General features: G+C 42.8%; 20 protein-coding genes. 17 read left to right on the forward strand and 3 right to left on the reverse strand.

Annotation, left to right across the window (positions count from 1 at the left end):
* Window positions 1-6: 6 nt before the first annotated feature.
* A complete protein-coding gene (gene ychF / locus BXY41_RS18875) occupies window positions 7-1,104 on the reverse strand; it encodes a redox-regulated ATPase YchF (protein ID WP_104438425.1) in 1,098 nt (365 codons plus the stop codon).
* A 206-nt stretch (window positions 1,105-1,310) separates the two neighbouring features.
* On the opposite strand from ychF, the gene lgt reads away from it, so the two are divergent.
* The 4 genes from lgt (at window position 1,311) to BXY41_RS18895 (ending at window position 5,843) form a co-directional block, all read left to right on the forward strand.
* Window positions 1,311-2,189: a prolipoprotein diacylglyceryl transferase gene (lgt, locus tag BXY41_RS18880; RefSeq protein ID WP_104438426.1), complete on the forward strand. Its 879-nt coding sequence runs from the start codon at window positions 1,311-1,313 to the stop codon at window positions 2,187-2,189.
* A 1-nt stretch (window position 2,190) separates the two neighbouring features.
* Window positions 2,191-2,343 (forward strand): Spo0E family sporulation regulatory protein-aspartic acid phosphatase, encoded by a 153-nt coding sequence (locus BXY41_RS18885; protein ID WP_185140375.1) that lies wholly within the window; start codon window positions 2,191-2,193, stop codon window positions 2,341-2,343.
* 117 nt (window positions 2,344-2,460) lie between these two features.
* Window positions 2,461-4,227 carry a sensor histidine kinase gene (locus BXY41_RS18890; RefSeq protein ID WP_170072461.1) on the forward strand — a complete coding sequence of 589 codons (1,767 nt, stop codon included), beginning with the start codon at window positions 2,461-2,463 and terminating at the stop codon, window positions 4,225-4,227.
* A gap of 11 nt (window positions 4,228-4,238) precedes the next feature.
* Window positions 4,239-5,843, forward strand: coding sequence for a response regulator transcription factor (locus BXY41_RS18895; protein ID WP_104438428.1), 1,605 nt, complete (start codon window positions 4,239-4,241; stop codon window positions 5,841-5,843).
* A 10-nt stretch (window positions 5,844-5,853) separates the two neighbouring features.
* Here the strand turns inward: BXY41_RS18895 and BXY41_RS18900 are convergent, their stop codons facing one another.
* Together BXY41_RS18900 and BXY41_RS18905 are read right to left on the reverse strand one after the other, a co-directional pair.
* On the reverse strand, window positions 5,854-6,795 hold the full coding sequence (locus tag BXY41_RS18900) for a CehA/McbA family metallohydrolase (RefSeq protein WP_170072463.1): 942 nt from the start codon (window positions 6,793-6,795) through the stop codon (window positions 5,854-5,856).
* Window positions 6,788-7,279 (reverse strand): DUF6669 family protein, encoded by a 492-nt coding sequence (locus BXY41_RS18905; protein WP_104438430.1) that lies wholly within the window; start codon window positions 7,277-7,279, stop codon window positions 6,788-6,790. Before BXY41_RS18905 ends, BXY41_RS18900 begins: the two co-directional genes overlap by 8 nt.
* Window positions 7,280-7,454: 175 nt before the next feature.
* Between BXY41_RS18905 and BXY41_RS18910 the strand changes: the two genes are divergently transcribed.
* The 13 genes from BXY41_RS18910 (at window position 7,455) to BXY41_RS18970 (ending at window position 24,648) form a co-directional block, all read left to right on the forward strand.
* On the forward strand, window positions 7,455-8,231 hold the full coding sequence (locus BXY41_RS18910) for an endonuclease/exonuclease/phosphatase family protein (RefSeq protein ID WP_104438431.1): 777 nt from the start codon (window positions 7,455-7,457) through the stop codon (window positions 8,229-8,231).
* A 1-nt stretch (window position 8,232) separates the two neighbouring features.
* Complete coding sequence (locus BXY41_RS18915; RefSeq protein ID WP_104438432.1) at window positions 8,233-9,138, forward strand: ABC transporter permease; 906 nt, start codon at window positions 8,233-8,235, stop codon at window positions 9,136-9,138.
* 27 nt (window positions 9,139-9,165) lie between these two features.
* The gene (locus BXY41_RS18920) at window positions 9,166-10,917 is read left to right on the forward strand and encodes an extracellular solute-binding protein (RefSeq protein ID WP_104438433.1); all 1,752 of its coding nucleotides are present in this window, start codon (window positions 9,166-9,168) and stop codon (window positions 10,915-10,917) included.
* A 35-nt stretch (window positions 10,918-10,952) separates the two neighbouring features.
* Complete coding sequence (locus tag BXY41_RS18925) at window positions 10,953-11,873, forward strand: carbohydrate ABC transporter permease (protein ID WP_104438434.1); 921 nt, start codon at window positions 10,953-10,955, stop codon at window positions 11,871-11,873.
* Between the two features lie 25 nt (window positions 11,874-11,898).
* Window positions 11,899-12,849: a carbohydrate kinase family protein gene (locus BXY41_RS18930; protein ID WP_104438435.1), complete on the forward strand. Its 951-nt coding sequence runs from the start codon at window positions 11,899-11,901 to the stop codon at window positions 12,847-12,849.
* Entirely contained in the window at window positions 12,850-14,223 is a 1,374-nt protein-coding gene (locus tag BXY41_RS18935; protein WP_104438436.1) for a family 4 glycosyl hydrolase, read from the forward strand. It abuts the gene before it with no gap.
* A complete protein-coding gene (locus tag BXY41_RS18940; RefSeq protein WP_104438437.1) occupies window positions 14,213-17,341 on the forward strand; it encodes an alpha-mannosidase in 3,129 nt (1,042 codons plus the stop codon). Before BXY41_RS18935 ends, BXY41_RS18940 begins: the two co-directional genes overlap by 11 nt.
* Window positions 17,342-17,363: 22 nt before the next feature.
* A complete protein-coding gene (locus BXY41_RS18945; RefSeq protein WP_104438438.1) occupies window positions 17,364-18,659 on the forward strand; it encodes a glycoside hydrolase family 125 protein in 1,296 nt (431 codons plus the stop codon).
* Window positions 18,656-20,227: a hypothetical protein gene (locus tag BXY41_RS18950; protein WP_104438439.1), complete on the forward strand. Its 1,572-nt coding sequence runs from the start codon at window positions 18,656-18,658 to the stop codon at window positions 20,225-20,227. The genes BXY41_RS18945 and BXY41_RS18950 overlap by 4 nt, the downstream gene beginning before the upstream one ends.
* A gap of 320 nt (window positions 20,228-20,547) precedes the next feature.
* A complete protein-coding gene (mraZ, locus tag BXY41_RS18955; protein ID WP_104438440.1) occupies window positions 20,548-20,973 on the forward strand; it encodes a division/cell wall cluster transcriptional repressor MraZ in 426 nt (141 codons plus the stop codon).
* Window positions 20,970-21,908, forward strand: coding sequence for a 16S rRNA (cytosine(1402)-N(4))-methyltransferase RsmH (gene rsmH / locus BXY41_RS18960; protein ID WP_104438441.1), 939 nt, complete (start codon window positions 20,970-20,972; stop codon window positions 21,906-21,908). Before mraZ ends, rsmH begins: the two co-directional genes overlap by 4 nt.
* 18 nt (window positions 21,909-21,926) lie before the next feature.
* The gene (locus tag BXY41_RS18965; protein WP_104438442.1) at window positions 21,927-22,406 is read left to right on the forward strand and encodes an FtsB/FtsL family cell division protein; all 480 of its coding nucleotides are present in this window, start codon (window positions 21,927-21,929) and stop codon (window positions 22,404-22,406) included.
* Window positions 22,384-24,648, forward strand: a complete 2,265-nt coding sequence (locus BXY41_RS18970) for a peptidoglycan D,D-transpeptidase FtsI family protein (RefSeq protein WP_104438443.1) — start codon at window positions 22,384-22,386, stop codon at window positions 24,646-24,648. The genes BXY41_RS18965 and BXY41_RS18970 overlap by 23 nt, the downstream gene beginning before the upstream one ends.
* Window positions 24,649-24,659 lie beyond the last annotated feature (11 nt).

Raw genomic sequence — 24,659 nt, forward strand, 5'->3', positions numbered from 1 at the left:
ACATATTTATACATTGAAACGGAATAAAATTACATCTCCGTCTTTTACCACGTATTCTTTTCCTTCCAATCGTACCAGACCTTTTTCTTTTGCGGCGGGATAGGTCTTGCAATCCAGCAGATCCTGGTAATTGACAACCTCTGCACGGATAAATCCACGTTCGAAATCGGAGTGAATCTTTCCTGCTGCTCCAGGTGCCTTAGTCCCTTCTTTTATGGTCCAGGCTCTGGTTTCGGTAGGACCGGCTGTTAAGTAGCTGATTAAGCCCAGTAAGTGGTAGCTGGCTGCAATCAGTTTCTCAAGACCAGATTCGGTCAGTCCAAGATCTTCTAAGAACATCTTTTTTTCGTCCTCTTCCAGCTCTGCAATTTCCTGTTCAATCTGAGCACAGATGACAAAAACTTCACTGTTGTTTTCTTTTGCAAAGGAACGGACTTTTTCCACATATGCGTTGGAAGCGCCGTCATCGGCAAGGTCATCTTCACATACGTTAGCAGCGAAAATTACCGGCTTATAAGTAAGAAGATTAAGACTGGAGATAAATACAGCTTCATCCTCATCCTCTGTTTCTAAGCTTCTGGCAAGATTTCCGTCTTCCAGATGGGCTTTGATTTTCTTTAAGATGGTTAATTCCTTTGCCAGGGATTTATCATTCATTGCGCCCTTTGTGGATTTGGCAATTCTCCGGTCAAGGATGTCCAGATCAGAGAAAATCAGCTCTAAATCAATGGTCTCAATATCCCGCAGCGGATCTACGCTTCCGTCTACGTGAATGACATTGGGGTCTTCAAAGCAGCGTACTACATGGACAATGGCATCAACTTCACGGATGTTGGAGAGAAACTGGTTACCAAGTCCTTCTCCTTTGGATGCGCCTTTTACAAGACCTGCGATGTCTACGAATTCGATGACTGCAGGTGTGATTTTAGCGGAATCATACAATGCGGCCAGCTGTCCTAAACGTACATCCGGAACAGGAACAACTCCTACGTTTGGATCAATGGTACAGAAAGGATAGTTGGCAGATTCTGCCCCAGCCTTTGTGAGTGAATTAAACAAAGTACTTTTCCCTACGTTCGGCAAGCCGACAATACCTAATTTCATATCAAATACCTTCCTAATATTGTTTATATTCATGGTTGATTTTTATCTACAACTAATATAGAATATCATATTATCCACGAAATTAAAAGAGAAAAACAAAAAGAACAAAGGGTTTGTCGAAATATAGTTGAATATGTCGGGCGATAATGTTTGATTTTTGTGTTTTAGCGGGGTAAAATAAAGAAAACATCGAAAGGAGAAGACGAATGGCAAATACGGCAGATATTAGTTTTGTGCATTTGGGAATTACCATTGACCACTTGCAAAACAGTATCTCGATATTTGGATTCCGCATTGCATTTTACGGTATTATCATAGGAATTGGAATCTTGGCAGGTCTTTGGGTTGCGGCAGGCGATGCAAAACGCAGAGGGCAGGACCCGGATATTTATCTGGATTATGCACTGTATGCAATCATTATTTCTATTATGGGAGCCCGTATCTATTATGTGATTTTTGACTGGGACACCTATAAAGATGATCTGCTTCAGATATTCAATACCAGAGCAGGAGGGCTGGCAATCTACGGTGGCGTCATAGGAGCTGTCATTACCCTCACGGTTTACACCAGAGTGAAGAAACTTTCCTTCTTTTCTTTGGCGGACACTGGTTGCTTGGGATTAATTACCGGGCAAATTATAGGAAGATGGGGAAACTTCTTTAATTGCGAGGCGTTCGGCGGATATACAGACGGCCTGTTTGCTATGAGAATCAGAAGGGCGCTTGTTAATGAGAATATGATATCTAAGGAGCTTTTAAACCACTTAATTGTAAAAGATGGTGTGGAATTTATTCAGGTTCATCCCACATTTCTTTATGAATCAATGTGGAATTTATGCGTTTTGATTTTTATGCTTTGGTATCGGAAACGCAAAAAGTTCGATGGTGAAATGCTTCTTATCTACCTGCTGGGCTATGGATTAGGACGAGTATGGATAGAAGGACTCCGTACGGATCAGCTGATCTTCTTTAGTACTGGCATACCGGTGTCTCAGGCGCTGTCATTGATTTTGGTAGTGATATCTACTCTTGTGCTCTTCTGCAAACACAGACAGATACGAATAAAGAGCAAAGGAGAATCATGAAATGATAATGTCAAAAGAAGAGTTAATACAGAATATTGAAGTTGCAAGGGAAAGATTAAATAAAAGTATTGATCACGAGGATGGCGAAGTGATTTATCTTAGAAGCGTGGAGTTGGATAAATTAATTGAACAATATATCGAAGCAGGATATTGAAGAACGAATAGAAAGCAATTGTTTTAAATCAAGTTTTTTCGGAGAACAGAATGTGTAGAGATACATATCCTGTTCTTTTTTGGCGTATTACTTTTCATCAATTTAATGAGGTGGATTATGAAAAACAGGCTTAAAAGCGTGATTCGACATTTATTTCATTCAGGCACCATATTTACCCAGCTTGTTACCTTTACAGCTGTTGTAAGTATCGTCCCCATCCTTTTTATCAGTTCTCTGATGCTTCGAAAGATCAGCCATATGATAACAGAGGAGCTGATTGCATCCCATAACCAGCTGGTTGCCCAGTACACAACGTCTCTTGAGAGTAAATTAAATCAGTATCAGTACAGTCTGAAGCAGCTGTCCAATAATACCATTGTTTTAAATACCCTCCAGGGGAGAACCGGGGAGAAAAATCCCTACGTTATGGGGAATGATGTGAGTATTGAGGTGAATAAATCCTTTCATTTGGATGGATATGAAGTCCGGAATTGTATGATTTATTCAAATAATCTGGATAATAAAATTTATGGGACCAGAGTTGCGATGATTACAGAGGCCAGCAGGGAGATCTGGTATATCAGCAAGGAAGCAGCCAATCAGTATTATTTTATTTATGCCACTGGAGACGGAAAGAAAAGCAAGGTCCTGTCTCTGATCAAAAATATTGTGGATGTAGATGTCAACAGTTATGAGAGCAAATACGTGGGATTTGTAAAACTGGACTTGTATACGAAAAAGCTGTTTGAACCGGCAATCGGAGAAGATTATTCTTATGCTTATGATGTGATTGTGCTGGACCGGAAAAATCAGATTGTATATTCTTCTAATCCATCGTACAATGACATCATACAGGAACAATCCTTCGAAGAACTGAAACAGAAGGGGAATTATGGCAAGAATACCATGATCGGTACCAGTACAGAGGAGTATTACGGGCTGAAACTGATTTTTCTCTTTAACAACAGCCAGCTGGATCAAAAACGGCAGGAAATACAAAACTCCATATTGCCGGTACTGGTTCTGGTTATGGTGATTATTGCACTGACAGCATTTCTGTTTACCAGAAGCTTTGCAAAAAGGGTATCCAGATTAATTGATAAGATAAAAATTGCGGAAACCGGTGATCTTACCATTAATGAGGAGATCAGGGGCAGTGACGAGATTGCAATTCTTGATAAACAGTTTAATCAGATGCTTTTAAAACTGGACCGTCTGATTAAGAAAAATTACGTTCAGCAGCTGGAAAACAAGGAAAGTCAGGTGCGCAATCTTCAGCTGCAGATTAATCCCCATTTTTTATACAATACGCTGGAAACCATCAGCTCCATCGCTGCTGTAAATGGAGTTTTTCTTATCTGTGATCTTTGCGAAAAGCTGGGCGAGAATTTTCGTTATAGTCTGGGCAGAAATTACGGGGAATTTGTTACTGTGGAACAGGAGCTTTCCCATACGCAAAATTATATTTATATACAAAAAACCCGTTTTGGGAATAAATTTGAAGCGTATTACAATGTGGAACCGGGACTGGAGAAAAATCTGGTTTTAAGGTTTATTTTGCAACCCATTGTGGAAAATGCCATCGTTCATGGACTGAGTGTGATGGAACAGACAGGAACTTTGGAAATCTCCATTTACCAGGAAGATGACTATCTGATGATTAAGATTGCAGATGATGGAATCGGTATGTCAGAAGAGATGGTGGAGGAGATCAGGGATCATATTGAAATCAGGGGCGATGAGGAGAAGAAAAAGCAGAGTATCGGGATACAGAATGTAAATCAAAGAATTAAGCTTACTTATGGTGAGGAATATGGAATTACCATTGAAAGCGGGGAGAATAAGGGCAGCATTTTCACCATATGTCTGCCTTTCATGCAATAGGAGGGGCATAAATGGATAAAAGGGTTTTAATTGTAGACGATGAAGACTTAATCAGACAGGGGATGGTTGCCAGACTTCAGTATTTGAATCTGAAGCCTGTGCAATTGTATGAGGCGGAAAGCGGACTTGCGGCAATTGAAATACTTAAAAATCAACCAGTGGATATTGTTATTACAGATATCCGTATGGCGGATATGGATGGTTTGACCCTGATTCGAAGGGTGAAATCATTTTTACCTGATATCCATTTTATTATTATAAGCGGCTACGCGGAATTCGAATATGCGGAACAGGCGATCCGGCTGGGGGTAACAGCTTATCTGTTAAAGCCGATATCCAATGAGGCATTAAAAAAAGCGGTAGAAGAAGTGGCAGAGCGGATTGATGAAAAGAAGAAGGAAAGGCAGATGATACAAAAGGGCATCCGTTCTATGGAAGAGAACCGGACTTACCTGTTTGAAAAGACAGTGAATGATCTGCTTTTAAACCAGGAAGCCATTGGCGCAGGCACTACCCTGGAAACAGCAGTGTTACAGAAGTTTCCTCTTCTTAACCGTTATGTGATGGTGATGATAATTCATATTGACGGAGACAGCTATGAACAAAATTATTTTGAATGTAAAGACATTGATTTAATCCAGTTTTCCATTAAAAATGTATTCATGGAGCTTTCTTCCCCCTGCGGGAAGCTGATCGTAAGCAATCTGGGCAATAGCAACCAGCTTTACGCGTTGACCAGTCATGAAAATAAAAATCAGCTTCGCCTGGAAACAGAACGGCTCCTTACTATATTTTCTAATGTCATGCGTAAAAAGCTTCGGATTTCTCTTACGGTTGGTGTCAGCGCAGCTCTTATGGAAACAGTGAAAAACGGGGTGGAAGAGGCGAGAGAAAGCCTGACCCAAAGAGTCATTCACGGAAATTCCAATCTGTATTTTTATGATGATATCAGGGTTTTGTCTGCAGACCAGTTTCCTGTATCGGAACTGAACATGCTGCGCCGGTATATTGAACGTCATGATGCAGAGCATATTGAAGTGATGATACAGGATATATTTTCAGATGAGAACATAAAGAAATACAATACTTCTTATGTGCGGATTCTATGGACCAGAATTACAAACATGATATTAAGTCTTTCTAATTCGGCGGTCATGGATCCGGATAAGATAGAGAAGCTGGTAATGAAGCCGGAACTTTTTGATTCCTTTCGATCATTAGAGGATTTACGAAGACATCTTTACCTGCTGATCATGGACTGTATGAATGCAGATGCCGATCCGGATGGCAATGCAAAAAACAAGGTGAAATTAAGCATTAAATACATCAGGGATAATTACAACAGGGATATTTCCGTCAATGAACTGGCTGAAAAGTATTCCTTAAGTCCCAATTACTATTCTACCATATTTAAGCGGGAGACCGGGCAGACCACCGTTAATTACATTAAGGAACTGCGTTTAAATAAAGCCTGTGATTATCTGGTGAATTCGGGAAAAAGTATCGCTGATATATCCAAAGAGGTGGGCTATGAGGACAGCCAGTATTTCTTTCGTGTCTTTAAAAAGACCACTGGCCTGACACCTTTGGAGTACCGCAAAGCCCACCGCAGATAATTATGAATGATCAGTCTGGTACAATGACAGGTGCCACCGCCACCAGATTTTCAATGGCTGTATGGTTTTGATACAGCTTTGGAATGAGGGCAGACCGGGTATTGGAATCCCCATACAGCTCATTGACCGGGATTTCCAAAGACCGGCAGTCCGGGAATTCTTTTATAACAGTTCCTGTTATACTTCGCAGGGAGAGGAGATAACGGTCGCTGTCTGAGTGAAGAAATCCCGGTTTTTTTGTCTCGCAGATGGTGAATAAGATTGTCTGCTTCTGGGGGTTATATTGAGATTCTAAAATCGGTCCTCTGGAAACCCAGGTTTTTTGATGCCTGATGGCATCTTCCAGTTCTGTTTCAATATTGCCGCCGTCCACTCCTTCTATGAAGGTGGCATACTGATTGTTCATGTCCCACCTGCCGTGTAAATCCATACCGCAGGTGGCGGACAGTGGAAACCCTTTTAAAACAAGATCTTCCCACCACAAAAGTGCGGGTTCATTTACCTGGTGAAGGGGTTCCGGATTATTAAATATTTCAATGAAATCAAAGGAATTAAAATCTGTAATAGTCATATCAAACCGACAGCCTCTGGCAAATGGGTGTCCATAGGAAAATGGATGGGCCACTCCAACCAGGGCTCCTTTTTCTTTCAGACTGTGAAACAATCGCTCCGGTCGATGGTAATCAATGGATTCCCAGGAAAGGTATTCTTTTAAATTCAGGCACAGGATGTGTCCGTAATAGGTGGTATACTCCATTCCGTAAATGGAAGAGATACTGCTTTTTTTCTGTTCCAGCAGTCCTTTGATTTTATTGTGACCGGAAATGGTATTGTGGTCTGTGATTGCAAATCCATCTACAAGATTTTCCTCCATAAACTGGATCAGCTGGGAGGGGGTCAGTGTACCGTCTGATTCTGTGGTGTGATTGTGAAGCTCCAGTCGCTTATACATAGGCACCTCCATCTGATGAAATCTGCTTTTCCTGATTTCCTGCGGTTAACTTCAGGCGGTAGTTTGTTCCGTCAAGAAGCACATTAAAGACTGCCAGAGTCACCTTAATTACTCCGGAAATCTGTTCCTGGGGGATGCAGCCGTCGCTGGTGAATTCCTTTGAATAAACCATGTGTCTTGTAGTGAGCTGTTTGTGTACTCCTCCGATAAAGGTATCATTCATGGTTACAATGGTATGTATTTCAGTCTTCATTCCTCTCATGGCATCCTTAAGTTCCTCATCCGAAGCATGTTCGTATTCAGTGCCACGGCAGGACTCTCTGATTTTTTTTTCCATTTCTTCTGTGATAGTCTGATAATGCTGTTTGTCAAAGGTAAATTCAATGTCCATAGCATCGTAAACTTTGTCCAGGCAGACAGTATATGAGATCTGTCCTACGAAACCTTCGTTTAAAATTCCCCCTGTTTCATAGATTAATTTCATAAAAAACCTCCATTCTCTTCTGTGTTAAGCACACTATACTACTGCTGCAATCAGGAAGCAATACAGGTAGTTAAAGTTTAACAATTATCCACTGATAAGCGGAGAAATGTCCATTGTGGAGAAATGAATTTTCCGATATCCTTATATCAGAAACCAGGAAGGGAGGGGTTTATAAGTGAAACTGGTTACATTTAATATCCGGTGCGATTATGGTCAGGACAGGGAAAACAGCTTCTGTTTCCGCAAACCGTATATATTAGAAAAAATTAAAAAAGAATCCCCTGACGTAATTTGCTTTCAGGAAGTTCTGCCTCATGTGGCGCTATGGCTGAAAGAAAATTTAACGGATTATAACATCGTAGGCTGCGGGAGAGGAAAAGATCTAGAGGATGAGCAGACTGCAGTTGCCTATCGGAAAATGAAATTTGATCTTCTGGGACTGGAAGTTTTCTGGCTCTCCAATACTCCTGAGGTTTTTGGCTCCCGATATGAAAATCAAAGCATGTGTCCAAGAACCTGTACAAAGGTTTTACTTTGGAGTCTTGAGGAACGAAAGCTGATTCGCATTTATAATACCCATCTGGATCATGAAGGCAAAGAGGCGAGAGAGGCAGCGTTAACTCAGATACTGAAAAAAATTCAGGATGACAGATATGGCCACGATGCTCCTACTGTCATTACAGGAGATTTTAACGCCTGTCCGGATTCTCCGGAAATGGAGGTCATGAAAGCTGCCAGGGAATTTACAGATTTAACGGCTCAGATTGACGGAACCTTTCATGATTACGGAAGACAGGAATTAGAGAAAATAGACTATATTTTTGGGGACAGAGAAATTATCTGCCAGGAGGTAACAATCTGGGATGAATCCTGGAAGGGCGTTTATCTTTCCGATCATTACCCGGTTTGCGTAAGACTTAAATTTGCGGCAGAAGAAAAAGGAGAGAGTTAATATGTCCATAACAAAGAAGTTGATCCGGTTCTGGCCTTTGTATCTCATGCTGGTGCCCTGCATCATTTATTATGTTCTCATCTGTTATGTTCCAATGGGAGGAGTCATACTTGCATTTAAGGATTATTCCTTCCGGAAGGGGATATGGGGAAGCCCCTGGGTTGGATTTCGCTATTTCCGCATGTTTTTTACCAGCTATGATTTTCCAAGATTATTAAGAAACACACTGATTGTGGGATTTATTAAATGTATTCTGGAATTTCCTTTTGCAATTATTCTTGCGCTTCTGCTTAATGAGTTTAAGAATGAGAAATTCAAAAAGATCAGCCAGACCATTACGTATCTGCCCCACTTTTTATCCACAGTTATTATTGTGACCATGCTTCAGAGGATTCTGGCACCTAACATCGGGGTATTAAATCAGTTCATCGGAAAGCTGGGAGGGGACCCAGGCACATTTTTCTTAATGGAACCAAAATATTTCTTTCAGCTGTTATTTTCTATGGATTTATGGAGAAATATTGGCTGGGATTCCATCATATATCTGGCAGCAATCAGCGGCGTAGATGCGGCTCTTTATGAGGCTGCAAGCATTGATGGCTGTTCCAAGTTAAAAAAAATCTGGCATATTACATTGCCGGGAATCAGGGGTACTATTGGTTTACTTTTCATAATGGGAGTGGGAGGACTTTTATCCAAAGGTTTTGAACAGATATACTTACTGCGGACTCCCGGAAACATGTCGGTTGCAGATACGCTTGATACCTTTGTTCTGCAGATGGGGCTTATGAATGGCCAGTTCGGCTATGCAACAGCAGTGGGACTCATTCAGGGTATTGTAGGACTTATTCTGGTAATAGTATGCAACCGGTTATCAAAACGATTTACAGGAGTCAGTCTCTGGTAAATAAAAGATGAAAGAGGAGGTATTTTTATGAGAAAAAGTATCAGAAAGCGGCTGCTTGCAGGAGCTTTAGTAGTCGCAGTGGGAGCAGCGGGAGTGACGGGCTGCAGTTCAAAGGCAAATGAGGGGGCAAAAGGTGGGGAAAGCGCATCATCTTCAGATAATACGGGAAAACCGGATACCTGGATTGCGGACCGGACTATTACGGTACAGGCTTATGTGAATGATATCGGAAACAGTCTGCCAAAGGATCTGGCCAACACAGAGGTGATGAAAGAACTGACAAAGCGTACTGGTATTAAACTTGACATCCAGTATACTCCCGGAGACAAGGATTCCAATGTTATGGCAGCTCAGCTGGCATCAGGAACCATTCCGGATGTGATTTTCTCTTATATGGATGATTCCACAAGAAAAGAATTCCCGATTCTTTTAAAGGCAGCAAAGGAAGGAATGTTTGCCGATGTATCCGGATTGTTAAAGGATACAAAAGTTTATAGCCATTACCTGGAAGATAAATATCTACCTGACGATTCAAGAAAAAACATCATGTTCCGCAAGGATTTTAATGGAGCTGCTTATATTCTTCCTTTATCCATTGATTCGGAAGACCGTTCCTTAATTTATGATCCAGAGACTGCATACAGAGGCGGGTTGTACATTCAGAAATCCATTGCAGATAAGCTTGGAATCGATCCTTCTAAAATCAGAACACAGGATCAGTTCTACGACCTGTTAGTTCAGATAAAAAACGGAAACTTTAAAGATGACAACGGGAATCCTGTTTTTCCTCTGGGACCGAAATACTGGGGAGGATCTCCGGATACACTGCAATACATTGTGCCAGGCTATACCTGGGGGGTCAGTGATGGCTACAACTTAGACAGTAACGGCGTGATTAAGCACGAGGCAGATACGGATTACGTGTTTGAAAAAATCAATTACTTGAGAAAACTGCTGGCAGAAGGCCTGATGAATCCGGAGTTCTTTACTATGGATGGAACCCGTGCAGAAGAAGTTTCCAGATCCCATAATTCCGCCATTATGGCAGATGTACACAACTATCAGGATATTATTTATGCCTCCGAAGACTGGATTCCCCTTGGACCGTTAGATGACGTTACGGGAAATAATGCGAAGGTAGAACATGGTAAGAAACAGAACGGCGTATGGGCTATTTCTGCAGATGCAAAGAAACCGGAAGAAATCCTGAAATTCTTTGATTATTTATCCACACCGGAAGGCCAGCTTCTCTGCCAGTATGGTGTAGAAGGAAAAAGTTATGAGATGAAGGACGGGAAGCCAGTACTGACTGATGAGGCATTAAAGAAATTAAACGAAGGTGACAAGGATTATCTGGTAAATAACATTGGCGCCGGCTTTGGATATACAGGCTGCGTATTCTTCAGCTTTGTACTGACTAACATAGACAATATGAATAACTTTGGAGAAAACCGTCCGGGAGCCAATTCCAGTAACACCTTTAAACGGGCTGTTGAGGTGGCAAAGGATTATCCAATCACTTACAGACTGGTTCCAGGACTGAATGCAACCGGATATTTATCAGCAGAATCCATGACGGATGTTAAAGCTCAGATGTCTCTGCTCAACTATAAGGAAATGATCGTTCAGGCTGTTTATGCAGGAACGGATGAGGACGCAAAAAAAATTGTGGAATCCTTCCGCCAGCAGTTAAAAGCAGCGGGAAATGATAAATTTATAGAGTATTTAACACAACTTTATAAAGAGGATCCTTCCGCTATCTGCTTTGACAAAAAATAAAATGCGATAAGAAAGAAAGGGCAGGGTGCTCAGACATGAAAGCAAAAAGAACTGTGAACGGACGCAGTAAAATAAAATCAGGCAGATCGGATCAGATAATTCAGGTTTTAATCTATTGTGTGGTCATAGGACTATGTCTTGTCATCATTCTGCCCTGTTTAAACATTGCAGCTCTGTCTTTTAATGACGGAAAGGATGCGGCAAAAGGAGGTATTTATTTCTGGCCCAGAATATTCACTCTGGATAATTACAAACAGGTATTCCAGGATGGAGCCATAACCAAGGCCTATCTGATTACCATAGCCAGGACTGTGATCGGCACAGCAGCCAGCTTAATGGTTACCTCCTTTGCCGCTTATGCTTTAAAAGAAAAGGGACTGCCAGGCAGAAAACTTCTTACGATACTGATTACCTTTACCATGCTGTTCAGCGGAGGGATGATTCCGACTTATATTCAGTACAATAAACTGGGACTGGTGGATCACTTTGGTGTTTACGTGGTTCCAGGTCTGGTGAGTGTGACTTACCTGCTGATGATGAGAACCTTTTTTGAAAGCATACCGGAAAGTCTGGAGGAGTCTGCAAAGCTTGACGGCTGTGGGTATTTCGGGATTTTCACCAGAATTGTTCTGCCTTTAAGCAAACCGGTTATTGCTGTGGTAGGTTTATATACAGCAGTGAATCACTGGAATGACTGGTTTTCCGGTGCGTTCTACATGAGAAGTAGCCGGTTATGGCCGGTACAGACTGTTTTACAGCAGATGCTGACCAGGGCGATGGCAAACAAAGAGATAACTTCGGTTGCCCAGGCAATTGCCCAGAATACCAATTCTGTCACCTCGGATTCTCTTAAGATGGCGGCGGTTGTAATAACAACAGTTCCTATCTTATGTGTGTATCCCTTTGTGCAGAAATATTTTACAAAAGGGGCCATGATTGGAGCAGTAAAAGAGTAAATCGGGCTGACAGACGGAGGTTTCAATGACAGGAAAAAAGTGGGATGTATTTATTTACGGAGATATAAATGTGGATGTTGTAATACCGGGAGTAGAACAGTTTCCCGGTGCCGGTCAGGAGCATGTGGTAGAAGACATGAGTGTTTATCCGGGCGGCGGAGCAGCGCTTTTTTCACTGGGACTTGGAAAGCTGGGGTTAACCCCGGCTTTTCAGGGAAGTGTGGGAGCGGACTGTCATGGTGCATGGCTTCGTGAGGAGCTTACGCGCAGTCACGTAGACTGCACTTTTCTGCGTACCTCACAAAAAAATAAAACAGGAATATCCTTAAGTTTTACCAATGAAAAAGACCGTTCCTTCCTTACATACCGGGGAACCAATGAGGAGTGGAATTTAGAGGAGATTGATTTTGAAGGAGTTCGGAATGCGGGACATATTCACCTGACTTCTTATGCCGGCAGCCGCAATCACCATCAGTTTCAAATGCTTCTTAAAAAGATTAGGGAAATCAGTTCTGCCACAGTCAGCTTTGATGTGGGCTGGGATGAAACAGGGGAGTGGTATGAGGGCATTTTTGAACTGCTTCCTTTCATAGATATCTTGTTTATGAATGAAACGGAAGCACTTCATTATACAAGAGGACTGAATGCGGAGGAAGCCGCTTTGGAGTTTTCAAAGCAATGCGACATGGCAGTAATCAAACTGGGAAAGAGCGGGTCCATTGGTGGAAAAAATGGTGCACTTACGAAATCCCCTCCCTATACGGTGAGTGCAGTTGATACTACCGGAGCCGGGGATTCCTTTAATGCAGGCTTTGTTTATGGATTTTTAAAGGGCAAGACCATGGAAGAATGTTTAAGGATTGCCAATGCCTGCGGTGCCATGTCAGTCACTGCATATGGTGGTAATACAGCCTTTCCAACAAAAGAGGAACTGTATCAATTTTTAAAACAACAGGATGAAAGGCGGGATGACTAAATGAAGATTACAGTAATTGGTGGAGCGGGAGTAAGAACAGTCATTTTTATTAACGGTCTTCTTGACCGTTATAAGAAATTAAATATAGATGAAGTGGTGTTATATGATACTGACAGGGAAAAACTGGAGATCATAAGCCGTCTGTGCCGCCATGTTGTGGTCAGACGGGGACAGGGGTTAAAGGTCAGCACTTCTTTCAATGCGGTAGAAGCAATTTCTGGAGCGGATTATATTGTAACCACAATCCGGGCAGGCGGAGATCATTCCAGAGTTGTTGATGAGGAAATTGCCTTAAATGCCGGAGTCATCGGTCAGGAAACAACAGGAGCGGGAGGCTTTTCCATGGCTGTGCGCACCATTCCTGTTTTAATGGAATACTGCGAATTAATTAAAATCCATGCTCCCCATGCCTGGATCTTTAATTTTACCAATCCTTCCGGGCTGGTGACACAGGCTTTAAAAAATGCAGGGTATGAGCGGATTATAGGAATCTGTGATGCTCCCAGCAGCACCAAATTCCGGATGGCTAAGCAGCTGGGTGTGACTCAGGATCAGCTCTCTGTGGAATTTTTCGGGTTGAATCATTTATCATGGATACAGAGTGTGAAGGTGGAGGGAAGGGAGATATTGCAGGAACTTCTGTCTGATGAATCCTTTTTAAAGAGTGTGCAGGAATTCTCTATCTTTGATCCGGAGCTTTTAAGATCAATGGGGTATCTGCCCAATGAGTATCTCTACTATTATTATCACAGGGAAAAGGCTCTTAATAATATCAAAAAGTCTGGTGAAACCAGAGGAAAGTCCATTGAATCGGTAAATTGCCGGATGATGGAAGAATTGAAACAAATGGATATAGAAAAGTCCCCGGAGACAGCGCTTCAGGTATTTTTGTATTACATGGCACTGAGGGAAGAATCCTATATGAGCATTGAAACCGGACACGATAAAAAGGAACCCATTAAAAAGGGGGAACTGGAAGTGCCGGATGGTATGGGGTATGCCGGAGTTATGCTGGACTGTATTGAAGGTCTTCAAAGCGAAGAGGGGCGGGAACTGGTACTATCTGTCCAGAATAATGGCTGTATTGAAGGGCTGGAGGATCAGGACGTCATTGAGGTAACTTGTCATGTATCAAAAAACGGGATCATTCCTGTGCCTGTCGGTAAGGTACCGGAGCATTGCTATTTGCTGATCAGACTGATTAAGATGTATGAAAAACTGACAGTAGAAGCAATTAAAAACCATTCAAAGGAAACTGCAGTCAGGGCGCTCACATTACATCCGCTGGTTAATTCCTATTCACTGGCAAAGATTCTGGTGGAGCAATACGACTTAGCATACGGAGGGATTTTAGGAGGCTGCCATGCCATTTGATCTGCACAACAGAGACCGGATCTGCCATCTCATTGAAGAAATGGCGGAATTACGATATAAAAATTTGAAGAGTTTTGACCATATTTTCTGGTATGAGGACAATGGAACAACAGGAAACAGAACGCCTGTGGGTGAACCAGTGGAAATTGAACAGGGCTTTCGCTATAAAGGCTGGGATCAGTATAACTGGCTTTGCACCAGACTTACTGTTCCGGCAGAACTTATGGAGGAAGAGGTTGTCGGCATTTTTGATTTTGGCGTTCCAGAAGGAACCGGCAATAACAGCCATTTTGAAAGTCTTCTTTATTTAAATGGCAAACCTTATCAGGGAGTGGACGGAAACCACAAAGAGGTCTTTTTTCAGGTAAAAGAAAACGGAGCATTACTGGATTTAAAATTCCGCCTTTGGTCAGGCTTAAATGGAGGGGGAGTTCCTAAGGATATGGCTATGGAACTGGTACGTGCCCAATACGGAGTGCTTGACCATGATACCGATAATTTCTACTTTCTGGCGAGAAATGTGGTGGAAACTTATGATATTTTAGATTCGGGTAACGAGTATAGAGAATGGATGCTGAATATGCTTGTAAAAGCCTTTGGTTTTGTTGATTATACAGAACCGGCTACGGAACGCTTTTATGATAGCATCAGGAAGGCATATGAATACTTAAACGGGAAGATGAAAGGGCAGGGAAAACCGGATATACAGGTCAGTATGCTGGGACATACCCATATCGATGTGGCGTGGCTGTGGAGGCTTCGCCATACAAGAGAAAAAGCAGCCCGCTCCTTTTCCACGGTAAATCGTATGATGGATCACTATGACCATTATCATTTTCTCCAGTCCCAGGCCCAGCTTTATGAATTTATCAAAGAGGATTATCCGGATATTTATGATTCCATTAAAAGACGGGTAAAAGAGGGAAAATGGGAACCTGCCGGAGCCATGTGGGTAGAGTGCGACTGTAACCTGGCAAGCGGCGAGTCCATTGTAAGACAGATCCTTGTGGGTAAAAATTTCTTTCAGGAAGAATTTGAATATGAGAGTGAATTCCTTTGGCTTCCGGATGTTTTCGGGTACTCCTGGGCACTTCCCCAGATTCTGAAAAAGGCAGGAGTGGAGGCATTCATGACCACCAAGATCAGTTGGAATGATACCAACCGTCTGCCCTTTGACACCTTCCTTTGGAAGGGAATTGACGGTACGGAGATTACGGCTCATTTTGTAACTACGACCGATCAGGATTCCGATTCCTATACGTACAACGGGGATACCAGACCCTACGCTGTCAAAGGAGTATGGGATAACTATAAAAATAAAGATTTAAACCGGGATCTTCTTATTTCATATGGATATGGAGATGGCGGCGGCGGACCAAACCGTGATATGATAGAGACACTGAAACATTTAAATAAAATTCCCGGTCTTCCAAAAGTACAGTTTGAGAGTGCAACGGAGTATTTTAGAAGGCTGAGAGAAACAGTAGAACGAAATGAGATGGAAGGAAACCTCCCGGTCTGGGATGGGGAACTTTATCTGGAGTTTCACAGAGGAACCTACACCTCCCAGGCATACAATAAGAAAATGAACCGGAAAATGGAATTTTACCTTCGGGACACAGAGATACGTTCTGTTCTGGCAAAAGAGTGGGGCGGTATTGCCTATGACAGAGACAGGCTGCAAAAAGCCTGGAAAATCGTTCTCTGCCAGCAATTTCATGATATTCTGCCCGGTTCCTCTATCAGGGAAGTGTATGAGGACAGCCATGTGGAATATGAAAAGGCCTGTCAGCTTCTTGCACAGGTAGAAGATGAGATCAGTCAGGCTTTATATGTGAAAAAATCAGGGGTTTATACGGTATGGAATAATTCAAACTGGAAGAGAACCACCATTGTCAGGATTTCTGAAACCTCGGACGGTGACCGTTTCCGGGATGAAAATGGACAGCTTCTTTACAGTTATACAAAGGATGGGGTGTCACAGGTTTTGGTTAAGGACATGGCTCCGTTTTCTTTTGTGACTCTGTACCGGGATACGGCTTCTTTGGAAGTGGATCATACCGGTCAGGATTCCAGTCATATCAGCACACAAGATAGTTCCCGCCAGGCAGAAACCAGTTATTACCGGGTTGCCTGGAATGAGTGGGGGCAGCTGACTGAAATTTATGATAAGGAAGCAGGCAGGGATATTCTTTCAAAAGGGAAGAGGGGCAATGTCTTGCAGGTGTTTGAAGACAAGCCAAGATGCTTTGACGCATGGGAACTGGAAGCGACGTATGGAAATAAGATGGAAGAAATCAGGGATTTAAAGGAGGTTTGTATAGAAGTAAATCCGCTTGGAATCTGGATTACATTCTCCTGGGACTATCACAAATCCACGATCTCTCAAACCATGTGTCTCTACCATGAAAAGAAAAGGATTGACTTTAAAACCAGGATCATATGGGAAGAGCGCCAGAAACTGTTAAAGACGGCATTTCCTGTAGGCATCAGAAGCATTGACGCCAGATTTGATATTCAATATGGAAATATCAGGCGCAGAATAACAAGAAATGACAGCTGGGAAGCCGCCAGATTTGAAGTAGTTGCCCATAAGTGGATGGATTTCAGCGAAACGGGATACGGAGTGGCGCTCTTAAATGACTGCAAGTATGGTCACGATATCTATGAGGACACCATGCGCTTAACTTTAATTAAATCGGCAACAGATCCTGATTACGCCGCAGATTTAGGGCTGCATGAATTTACCTATTCTCTCTATCCTCATAGGGAGGAATGGTACGATTCCGGACTGGAACAGGAGTCCTTTGATTTAAATAATCCCATTACAGCAGTCTCAGGTGCACCAAAGATCACGTCAGGAAGTCTGTTTCATCTTGATAATGACTATATTGCATCAGATTGTATCAAACAGGCAGAGTATTCTCAGGATATCGTCTTACGGTTCCATGAATTTGCAGGGGCAAGAGTAAGCGCAGTACTGACAAGCGCACTTAAGATCTCTTCCTGGTGCCAGTGTGATTTAATGGAACGGCCCACGGAAGATTTTAAAAGCGGACCGGTCAGCCTGGAATTTACGCCTTACGAGATAAAAACTATTTTAGTCAGATTTAAGTAACAAACACAGGACAGGAGGCAGTATGAAGCTGGAAGAAAAACAGAGATTATTAAATCAGGCGGTGGAAGAGATTGCCGAAACTATTAAAAACAAGCTGCCTGTGAATGAGGAATTACTTCAGACTTTCGAGAAATGTTTTCAGACTACAGCCAAAACAACAGTCCGGTTTCTGGAGAATGAAGAGGTGTTTGTAATTACCGGAGACATCCATGCAATGTGGCTTCGTGATTCCTCCGCTCAGGTGATACATTATCTGCCGTTTTTGAAGAAATACCCCATACTGGCAGAACTGGTACGGGGGCTGATAAAAAGGCAGTTCCGTTATATTCTCATCGATCCGTATGCCAATGCGTTTAATGAGGAAGCAAACGGAAACTGCTGGGATGAGGATATTACCGACTCTACACCCTGGAACTGGGAAAGAAAATACGAAGTGGATTCCCTCTGTTATCCGGTATGGCTGCTTCATGAGTATTTTGAAATGACGGGAGATCAGGAAATATTTTCAAATGAGGTAAAGCAGGGACTTTTGCAGATTGTTTCCTTGTGGAAAAGAGAGCAAAATCACGACAAAGACTCTGCATACCGCTTTGAACGAAGAAACTGCCCGCCCTCGGATACACTCCCGGAAGGCGGAAAAGGTACGCCTGCGGCATATACAGGTATGACCTGGTCTGGCTTTCGTCCCAGTGATGATGCATGCAGATACGGTTATTTAATTCCTTCTAATATGTTTGCTTCAGTGGTACTAAAACATATAGAGGAGTATTCCATAAACATTTATCGGGATTTAGACCTTGCAGATGCTGCACGCGGACTGAGAAATGAAATAGAAGAGGGAATCCGCAAGTTTGGAATTGTTAAAGACCCTGAATACGGGGATATTTATGCATATGAGACAGACGGGTATGGAAACTACAACCTGATGGATGATGCTAATGTTCCCAGTCTTCTCTCCATCCCGTGGCTGAAGTATGAAACTGAAGAGAGCGAGATCTATAAGAATACAAGAAGATTTCTGTTAAGCAGCAGGAATCCGTACTATTTTAAAGGAATTTATGGACAGGGAGTAGGAAGTCCTCATACGCCGGACCGCTATATCTGGCATATCGCATTAATTATGGAAGGTCTGACGGAAAAGGATCCCGTAAAAAGAGAAGCACTCCTGTCCGATATTTTAAATACCCGCGGCGGAACCAGAGTCATGCATGAAAGCTTCTTTTGTGATGATCCATCCCAATATACCAGAGACTGGTTTGCATGGGCCGATTCACTTTTTGCACTGTTCGTGATGAAGAACTACGGGGTGGAATTATGAAGAACTACACCTTTGATACGGTAATTGAACTGGATGTACTTAAAAACTATCTTTCCAGAGCGGCATCGGCAGCCTTTTTTATTCATACTAATACGCTGAATGATGATTTAAGAGCCATTAAAAATCTGGGTATCAAGTTTCTTGGAAGGGCTTCTGGTTACTGGTATCCGGATTCAGATGAAGAAGAACATTTCAGAAAGTCAGAGGAGCTGGCGGAAAAGGTTCATGAAATTGATCCGGAGATCATTCTGCAGGCCTGCATTTTTGAGGCAGTTTACAGACCTTTAGAAACAATTCCCATTCCAGCCTGTGTTTTTGAAGCTTTTGGAATGAAACCTGAAAACAGATGCTTTTCTTTCGAACAGATGCGTTTTCCTAAGGCTCCGGAGGGGTTCTGGTGGGGAGAAGATGGTGCGCTTCCGGATATTACCCAGCTGGAGACGAGACTATGGTTTTATTACCGTGCAGTCCGGTATATTGATGCGGGCTATGAGGCACTTCATATGGGGCAGATTCATTTATACACAGCTGATGACCGGGGAATGGAGAAAATGGGTGAATTAGTGGAAATGATCCGGGCCTATGCGAGAAAAAATGCCAGGAGGCACCTGGTGTTACTGGATGCCCACAGCCATGGCATCAGCATAAGAGGGAAACTGCTGCTGGATTATCACGCCATGCCCTACACCAGATATCCGGTGACAGACCGGGAGGGGGACAGACTGGTACTGGTGAAGGAAGGGTTTAGTGAAGGCGGATTAAATCCAAATGGATTTCAATTAAAATCCATGCCATATCTCATGGAGTATGATAACTGGGGAGGAAAGGTGATAAATGACTTTGCCAGTGTGACGAAAGAAGAACGGGCATGGAGTGACTGGTGGGGGTATGATCAGATTGGCTGGTTTGCAAACCAATCTCCAGAAGCCCAGAGTAAATTTCTGGAATATACCGCTTTGTGGTCTGCAGTTAATCACGCTTTTTTCGAAATACCCTTCCGCCGTACCTTAGATGCGGCAGCCGTCTCCATGAAACGGGGCGACAACGGCGAGACGGACGTGCAGGATTATTATCAGATCAATGAGAAAAGTCCGGACTGCCCCATGGGATTTAGTCAGGAGGAGACAATAAAAAGGATATGGGAATCGGAGGAAGCCTTGAACGAGGTGGAAGCGAACCCGGAAAATTCCTCTGACTATGGGGCAAAAGATGTTTACGATGAAGAAACCGGAATGAAACTTCCGGAGAGAGTGGTTGTTTACGGAAGTTTTCAGCCGTATGTGGGGGCGGTGAAAAATGACTCCAACAGCGAAGTCTCCCGCATGTATTATATAGGAAATAACACCTATGCACTCAGCGTCGTGATTCCCTTTGCAGGAGAATATGATTATGCGGTTTCAACCTATGGGACATTGTCGGCAACATACAGCCACGACACTTATCCCAGAAGTGGGTCATCTAATAAAGGGGTTTTTGCAGTATTAAATGATAATACTGTAGTTCGTTTTTTGTTTCATTTTATGGATCATACAGTCACCATCAAACAGTGGAATCCCAATTGGGAGTAATTAAAAAGGTTACGGCAAAATGTAGTAAAAACGGTATAAAAACAGTTTGTAATTAAAAATGGTAATCACCCAAACCCTGCAAAATTGCAGCGTCTGGTGTGGTTGCCTTTTTTGTCGTTTTATGGAATATTATGGAAAATGTCCGTAAACCCCAGTAAATAAGCCAAATTAAATTGAAATTAATTCTAAAATATCCTTGCGTTTTTGAATCAAATGTACTAGAATTAGAGTACAAGTGGAGGAAAGTGGTACGAAGTGGTAGAAAATGGTGGGAAAGTGGTCTGATTTCCCCATGCTGCCAGTACATGCAGGTGATTAGTATGTTCATGGGTGAATACAATCATACGGTCGATGCGAAGGGACGTCTTATTGTCCCATCCAAATTCAGAGAGCAGCTAGGAGAAGAATTCGTCGTGACGAAGGGCTTGGACGGCTGTTTATTTGTGTATGACAATGATGAGTGGAGAGCCCTAGAAGAAAAATTAAAAAGCCTGCCGCTGACTAACACCAATGCCAGAAAGTTTTCCAGATTTTTTCTGGCAGGAGCCAGTTCCTGTGAAGTGGACAAGCAGGGAAGAATTCTGCTTCCGGCGGTATTAAGAGAACACGCCGGAATCGATAAAGACGCAGTATTAGTAGGAGTTGGAAGCAGGATCGAGATCTGGAGCAAGGATGCATGGACGGCAGCCAATACCTATGATGATATGGAAGAAATCGCGGAAGCTATGGAAGGACTAGGTATATGATGTTTGAACACAAATCGGTGCTGCTTTATGAAACCATCGACAGCCTGAATATAAAACCAGATGGCATTTATGTTGATGGAACCTTAGGAGGCGGAGGACATGCTTTAGAAGTATGCAGACGCCTGGGGGAACACGGAAGATTAATCGGAATTGACCAGGACGCGGATGCCATTGCCGCAGCAACTGAGCGGCTGAATGAATATAAAGACAAGGTAACCGTGGTCAGAAGCAATTACGAAAATATACATGGGGTTTTAACAGAACTTGGAATTGAAAAAGTGGATGGAATTTATCTGGATCTTGGAGTTTCCTCCTATCAGCTGGACATGCCGGAGAGAGGATTTACCTACCGGGAAGAAGACGCCCCTCTTGATATGAGAATGGATCAGAGAAATCCACAGACAGCCGCCGATATTATCAATCAGTACAGCGAATTTGATTTATATCGGATTATACGGGATTACGGAGAAGATAAATTTGCAAAGAATATTGCAAAACACATTGTAAGAGCCAGGGCTGTGAAGCCAATTGAAACTACGGGAGAATTGTCAGAGATTATTAAAAATGCAATTCCTGCAAAGATAAGAGCGGTAGGAGGCCACCCTTCTAAGCGAACCTTTCAGGCAATCAGAATTGAACTCAATCATGAGCTGGATGTGTTGAAAAACTCTCTTGATACCATGATCGGGCTTTTAAATCCTGGCGGAAGGCTTTCCATCATTACCTTCCACTCACTGGAAGACCGAATTGTAAAGACCAGATTCAAGGATAATGAAGATCCATGTATCTGCCCGCCTAACTTTCCGGTCTGCGTATGCGGAAGAAAAAGTATGGGTAAAGTCATCACAAGAAAGCCCATTTTACCATCAGAAGAAGAATTATCAGAAAACAAACGCTCAAAGAGTTCAAAGCTTCGCGTGTTTGAACGAATCTAAAAAGGGAGGAAAAAAAGAGTGGCTGCAAGAAGAAATGTGCATTCCTATCGGAACTCTGCCTATGTGCAGGGGAATACGGTTCGTAAAACCATGCCGGTCAGCAGACCGGTTTCTACACCGGATGAAATTCGCCGTCCCGTGCCCCATCATGTAAGACGGAACCGCGAGAAGGCATTACAGATGGATCTGCCTTATGTAATTATGCTGACGATTGCTGCAGTCATAACCCTTTGTTTGTGTGTGAATTATTTGCATTTACAGTCCTCGATAACTGCCAGCATTCATGAAATTTCTGACAGGGAAGTACAGCTGGAAAAACTGAAAACAGAAAACGATGCATTGCAGATGAGCATTAATACTTCCGTTGATCTTGATCATGTGTATAAAGTTGCCACTGAGGAACTGGGTATGGTCTATGCGAACAAAGACCAGATCCTTCACTATGATAAAACGGAAAGTGAGTATGTAAGGCAGAATGAGGACATTCCGAAACAATAATAAAAACAGGAGCAAAAGAAATAAAGTATTTCCTCGTTATATGCAGGAAAAGCTGGCGATTACGGTTTTGGTGATAACGCTGGCTTTGTTTGCATTGGTCATGGTCCTTTATAACATGATGACGAAGAAAAAAGAAGATTATAACCAGATTGTGCTGTCTCAGCAGCAATATGACAGCAGAGTAATCCCTTTTAAGAGGGGAGATGTTCTGGACCGAAATGGCACGTACCTGGCGACCAGTGAGAAAGTATATAATTTAATCCTTGATCCCAAGCAGATCATGAGTGACCCGGATTCCTATCTGGAACCAACGGTCAATGCCTTAACGGAATGCTTTGGATATGACCGGACTGAAATCATGAATCTCATTCAGGAAAAAAAGGACAAGCAGTATGTCCGTTATGCAAAGCAGCTGACTTATGATGATAAGGATAAATACGAAAAATACAAAATAGAAAAAACGGAAGAATTTAAAAAAGCTAAAAAAGCTAAAACTGCCATAAAGGGAATCTGGTTTGAAGATGAGTATAAGCGAGTATACCCTTATAATTCCCTTGCAAGCAAGCTGGTCGGTTTCGCCAACGGGGACGGTATGGATGGAACCGGAGGAATAGAACAGTTTTACAATACCACTCTCATGGGAGTCAATGGAAGAGAATACGGCTATTTAAATGATGATTCCAATTTAGAGAGGGTAATAAAACCGGCTTCGAACGGTAATACGGTTGTATCCACTGTGGATGTCAATATACAAAAGATAGTGGAAAAATACATAGCTGAGTGGGAAGCACAGACCGGAAGCAAACGGGTAGGCGTGGTTGTCATGGATCCCAATAACGGGGAAGTTCTGGCCATGGCAGATGACAAGACCTTTGATTTAAACAACCCCCGTGATCTGCGGCCTGAATTTACCACAGATGTACTCAGGCAGCTGGGGATAAAAGAAGCCATGGATGATTATAAAAGGAAGAATAAGGATGCCCAGCCTCTGACACCGGAGACAGTATCCCAGCACTATTCCGATGAACAGATCATATCTCTTGGCACTCAGGTAGCGTGGAATCAGACCTGGCGTAATTTCTGCATCAGTGACGGCTATGAACCAGGGTCTACAGAAAAAATATTTACAGTATCTGCAGCATTAGAGGAAGGCGCCATAACAGGAAAAGAAACCTATGAATGCAATAAGTTTCTGGAAGTAGGCGGACATAAGATCAATTGTGTCAGCAAATACGGACACGGACTCATTACGGTAGAAGAAGGTCTTATGAAGTCCTGTAACGTAGTTATGATGCGGATTGCCCAGCAGATGGGAAAAGAGAAATTCTATAAATACCAGCAGATCTTCGGATTCGGTTCAAAGACCGGTATCGATCTGCCAGGAGAAGCGGATAATAAAACCGTTATGTATACGGCAGATACCGCAGGTCCTACGGATCTTGCAACCAACTCCTTCGGACAGAACTTTAACTGTACCATGATTCAGATGGCAGCAGCTTACTGTTCCGTTATAAACGGGGGATCCTATTACGAACCCCATGTGGTAAAACAGATCTTAAATGAACAGGGATCTGTCATGAAAAAAGTTGACCCCGTACTGGTGCGTGAGACTGTTTCTGAGTCTACCACCAAGTATATCAATGAGGCATTATTTAAGACAGTCAATGCTGAGGGCGGAACAGGCGGCGCTGCCAGAATTACCGGATATAAGGTTGCCGGAAAAACTGGTACAGCAGAGAAGATTCCCAGAGATAAAACAAACTATGTGGTATCCTTCTGCGGATATGCACCATCCGATAACCCGCAGGTACTGGTTTATGTGGTTGTGGATGAACCTCATGTTGAGGATCAGCCTCACAGCACATTCGCCAGCCAGATTTTTCAAAAAATTATGACGGAGATTCTTCCTTATTTAAATGTATTCCCAGATACAGAGACTCAAGGATCACTTTCTTCCGAAGATGCAGCGACCCTTCCACAGCAGGAGGGCATTACCACTGAGACCCAGCCATCTTCTGAAAGTGGTGAGGCCGGAGCAGAGACGACGGAACAAGAGCCTTCAAAAGAAGCACCAACCATGGAAAATGGAGAAAAGGTTCCGGATGATTTACTGAATCCCACTGAAGAATACGTAAACCGGCAGGAAGGTGAGGGCGCGGATTTACCGGCAGCCCTTCCGGGAGATACCGGTGAAGCCTCTCAGGATACAACCCAAGGGGATGAAACCCAGGCTTCAGAATAAACTTTAAGGTA

Source organism: Lacrimispora xylanisolvens, assembly GCF_002934545.1.
Taxonomy (GTDB): Bacteria; Bacillota; Clostridia; order Lachnospirales; family Lachnospiraceae; genus Lacrimispora; species Lacrimispora xylanisolvens.

What these genes read in the sequence shown, in the direction of transcription:
- BXY41_RS18970 (WP_104438443.1), top strand. Translation starts at nt 22,384, where the DNA reads ATGAGGACATTCCGAAACAATAATAAAAACAGGAGCAAAAGAAATAAA.
- BXY41_RS18930 (WP_104438435.1), top strand. Translation starts at nt 11,899, where the DNA reads ATGACAGGAAAAAAGTGGGATGTATTTATTTACGGAGATATAAATGTG.
- BXY41_RS18905 (WP_104438430.1), bottom strand. Translation starts at nt 7,279, where the DNA reads ATGAAATTAATCTATGAAACAGGGGGAATTTTAAACGAAGGTTTCGTA.
- BXY41_RS18940 (WP_104438437.1), top strand. Translation starts at nt 14,213, where the DNA reads ATGCCATTTGATCTGCACAACAGAGACCGGATCTGCCATCTCATTGAA.
- BXY41_RS18900 (WP_170072463.1), bottom strand. Translation starts at nt 6,795, where the DNA reads ATGTATAAGCGACTGGAGCTTCACAATCACACCACAGAATCAGACGGT.
- rsmH (WP_104438441.1), top strand. Translation starts at nt 20,970, where the DNA reads ATGATGTTTGAACACAAATCGGTGCTGCTTTATGAAACCATCGACAGC.
- BXY41_RS18895 (WP_104438428.1), top strand. Translation starts at nt 4,239, where the DNA reads ATGGATAAAAGGGTTTTAATTGTAGACGATGAAGACTTAATCAGACAG.
- BXY41_RS18915 (WP_104438432.1), top strand. Translation starts at nt 8,233, where the DNA reads ATGTCCATAACAAAGAAGTTGATCCGGTTCTGGCCTTTGTATCTCATG.
- mraZ (WP_104438440.1), top strand. Translation starts at nt 20,548, where the DNA reads ATGTTCATGGGTGAATACAATCATACGGTCGATGCGAAGGGACGTCTT.
- BXY41_RS18885 (WP_185140375.1), top strand. Translation starts at nt 2,191, where the DNA reads ATGATAATGTCAAAAGAAGAGTTAATACAGAATATTGAAGTTGCAAGG.
- BXY41_RS18935 (WP_104438436.1), top strand. Translation starts at nt 12,850, where the DNA reads ATGAAGATTACAGTAATTGGTGGAGCGGGAGTAAGAACAGTCATTTTT.
- BXY41_RS18945 (WP_104438438.1), top strand. Translation starts at nt 17,364, where the DNA reads ATGAAGCTGGAAGAAAAACAGAGATTATTAAATCAGGCGGTGGAAGAG.
- BXY41_RS18925 (WP_104438434.1), top strand. Translation starts at nt 10,953, where the DNA reads ATGAAAGCAAAAAGAACTGTGAACGGACGCAGTAAAATAAAATCAGGC.
- lgt (WP_104438426.1), top strand. Translation starts at nt 1,311, where the DNA reads ATGGCAAATACGGCAGATATTAGTTTTGTGCATTTGGGAATTACCATT.
- BXY41_RS18920 (WP_104438433.1), top strand. Translation starts at nt 9,166, where the DNA reads ATGAGAAAAAGTATCAGAAAGCGGCTGCTTGCAGGAGCTTTAGTAGTC.
- ychF (WP_104438425.1), bottom strand. Translation starts at nt 1,104, where the DNA reads ATGAAATTAGGTATTGTCGGCTTGCCGAACGTAGGGAAAAGTACTTTG.
- BXY41_RS18890 (WP_170072461.1), top strand. Translation starts at nt 2,461, where the DNA reads ATGAAAAACAGGCTTAAAAGCGTGATTCGACATTTATTTCATTCAGGC.
- BXY41_RS18950 (WP_104438439.1), top strand. Translation starts at nt 18,656, where the DNA reads ATGAAGAACTACACCTTTGATACGGTAATTGAACTGGATGTACTTAAA.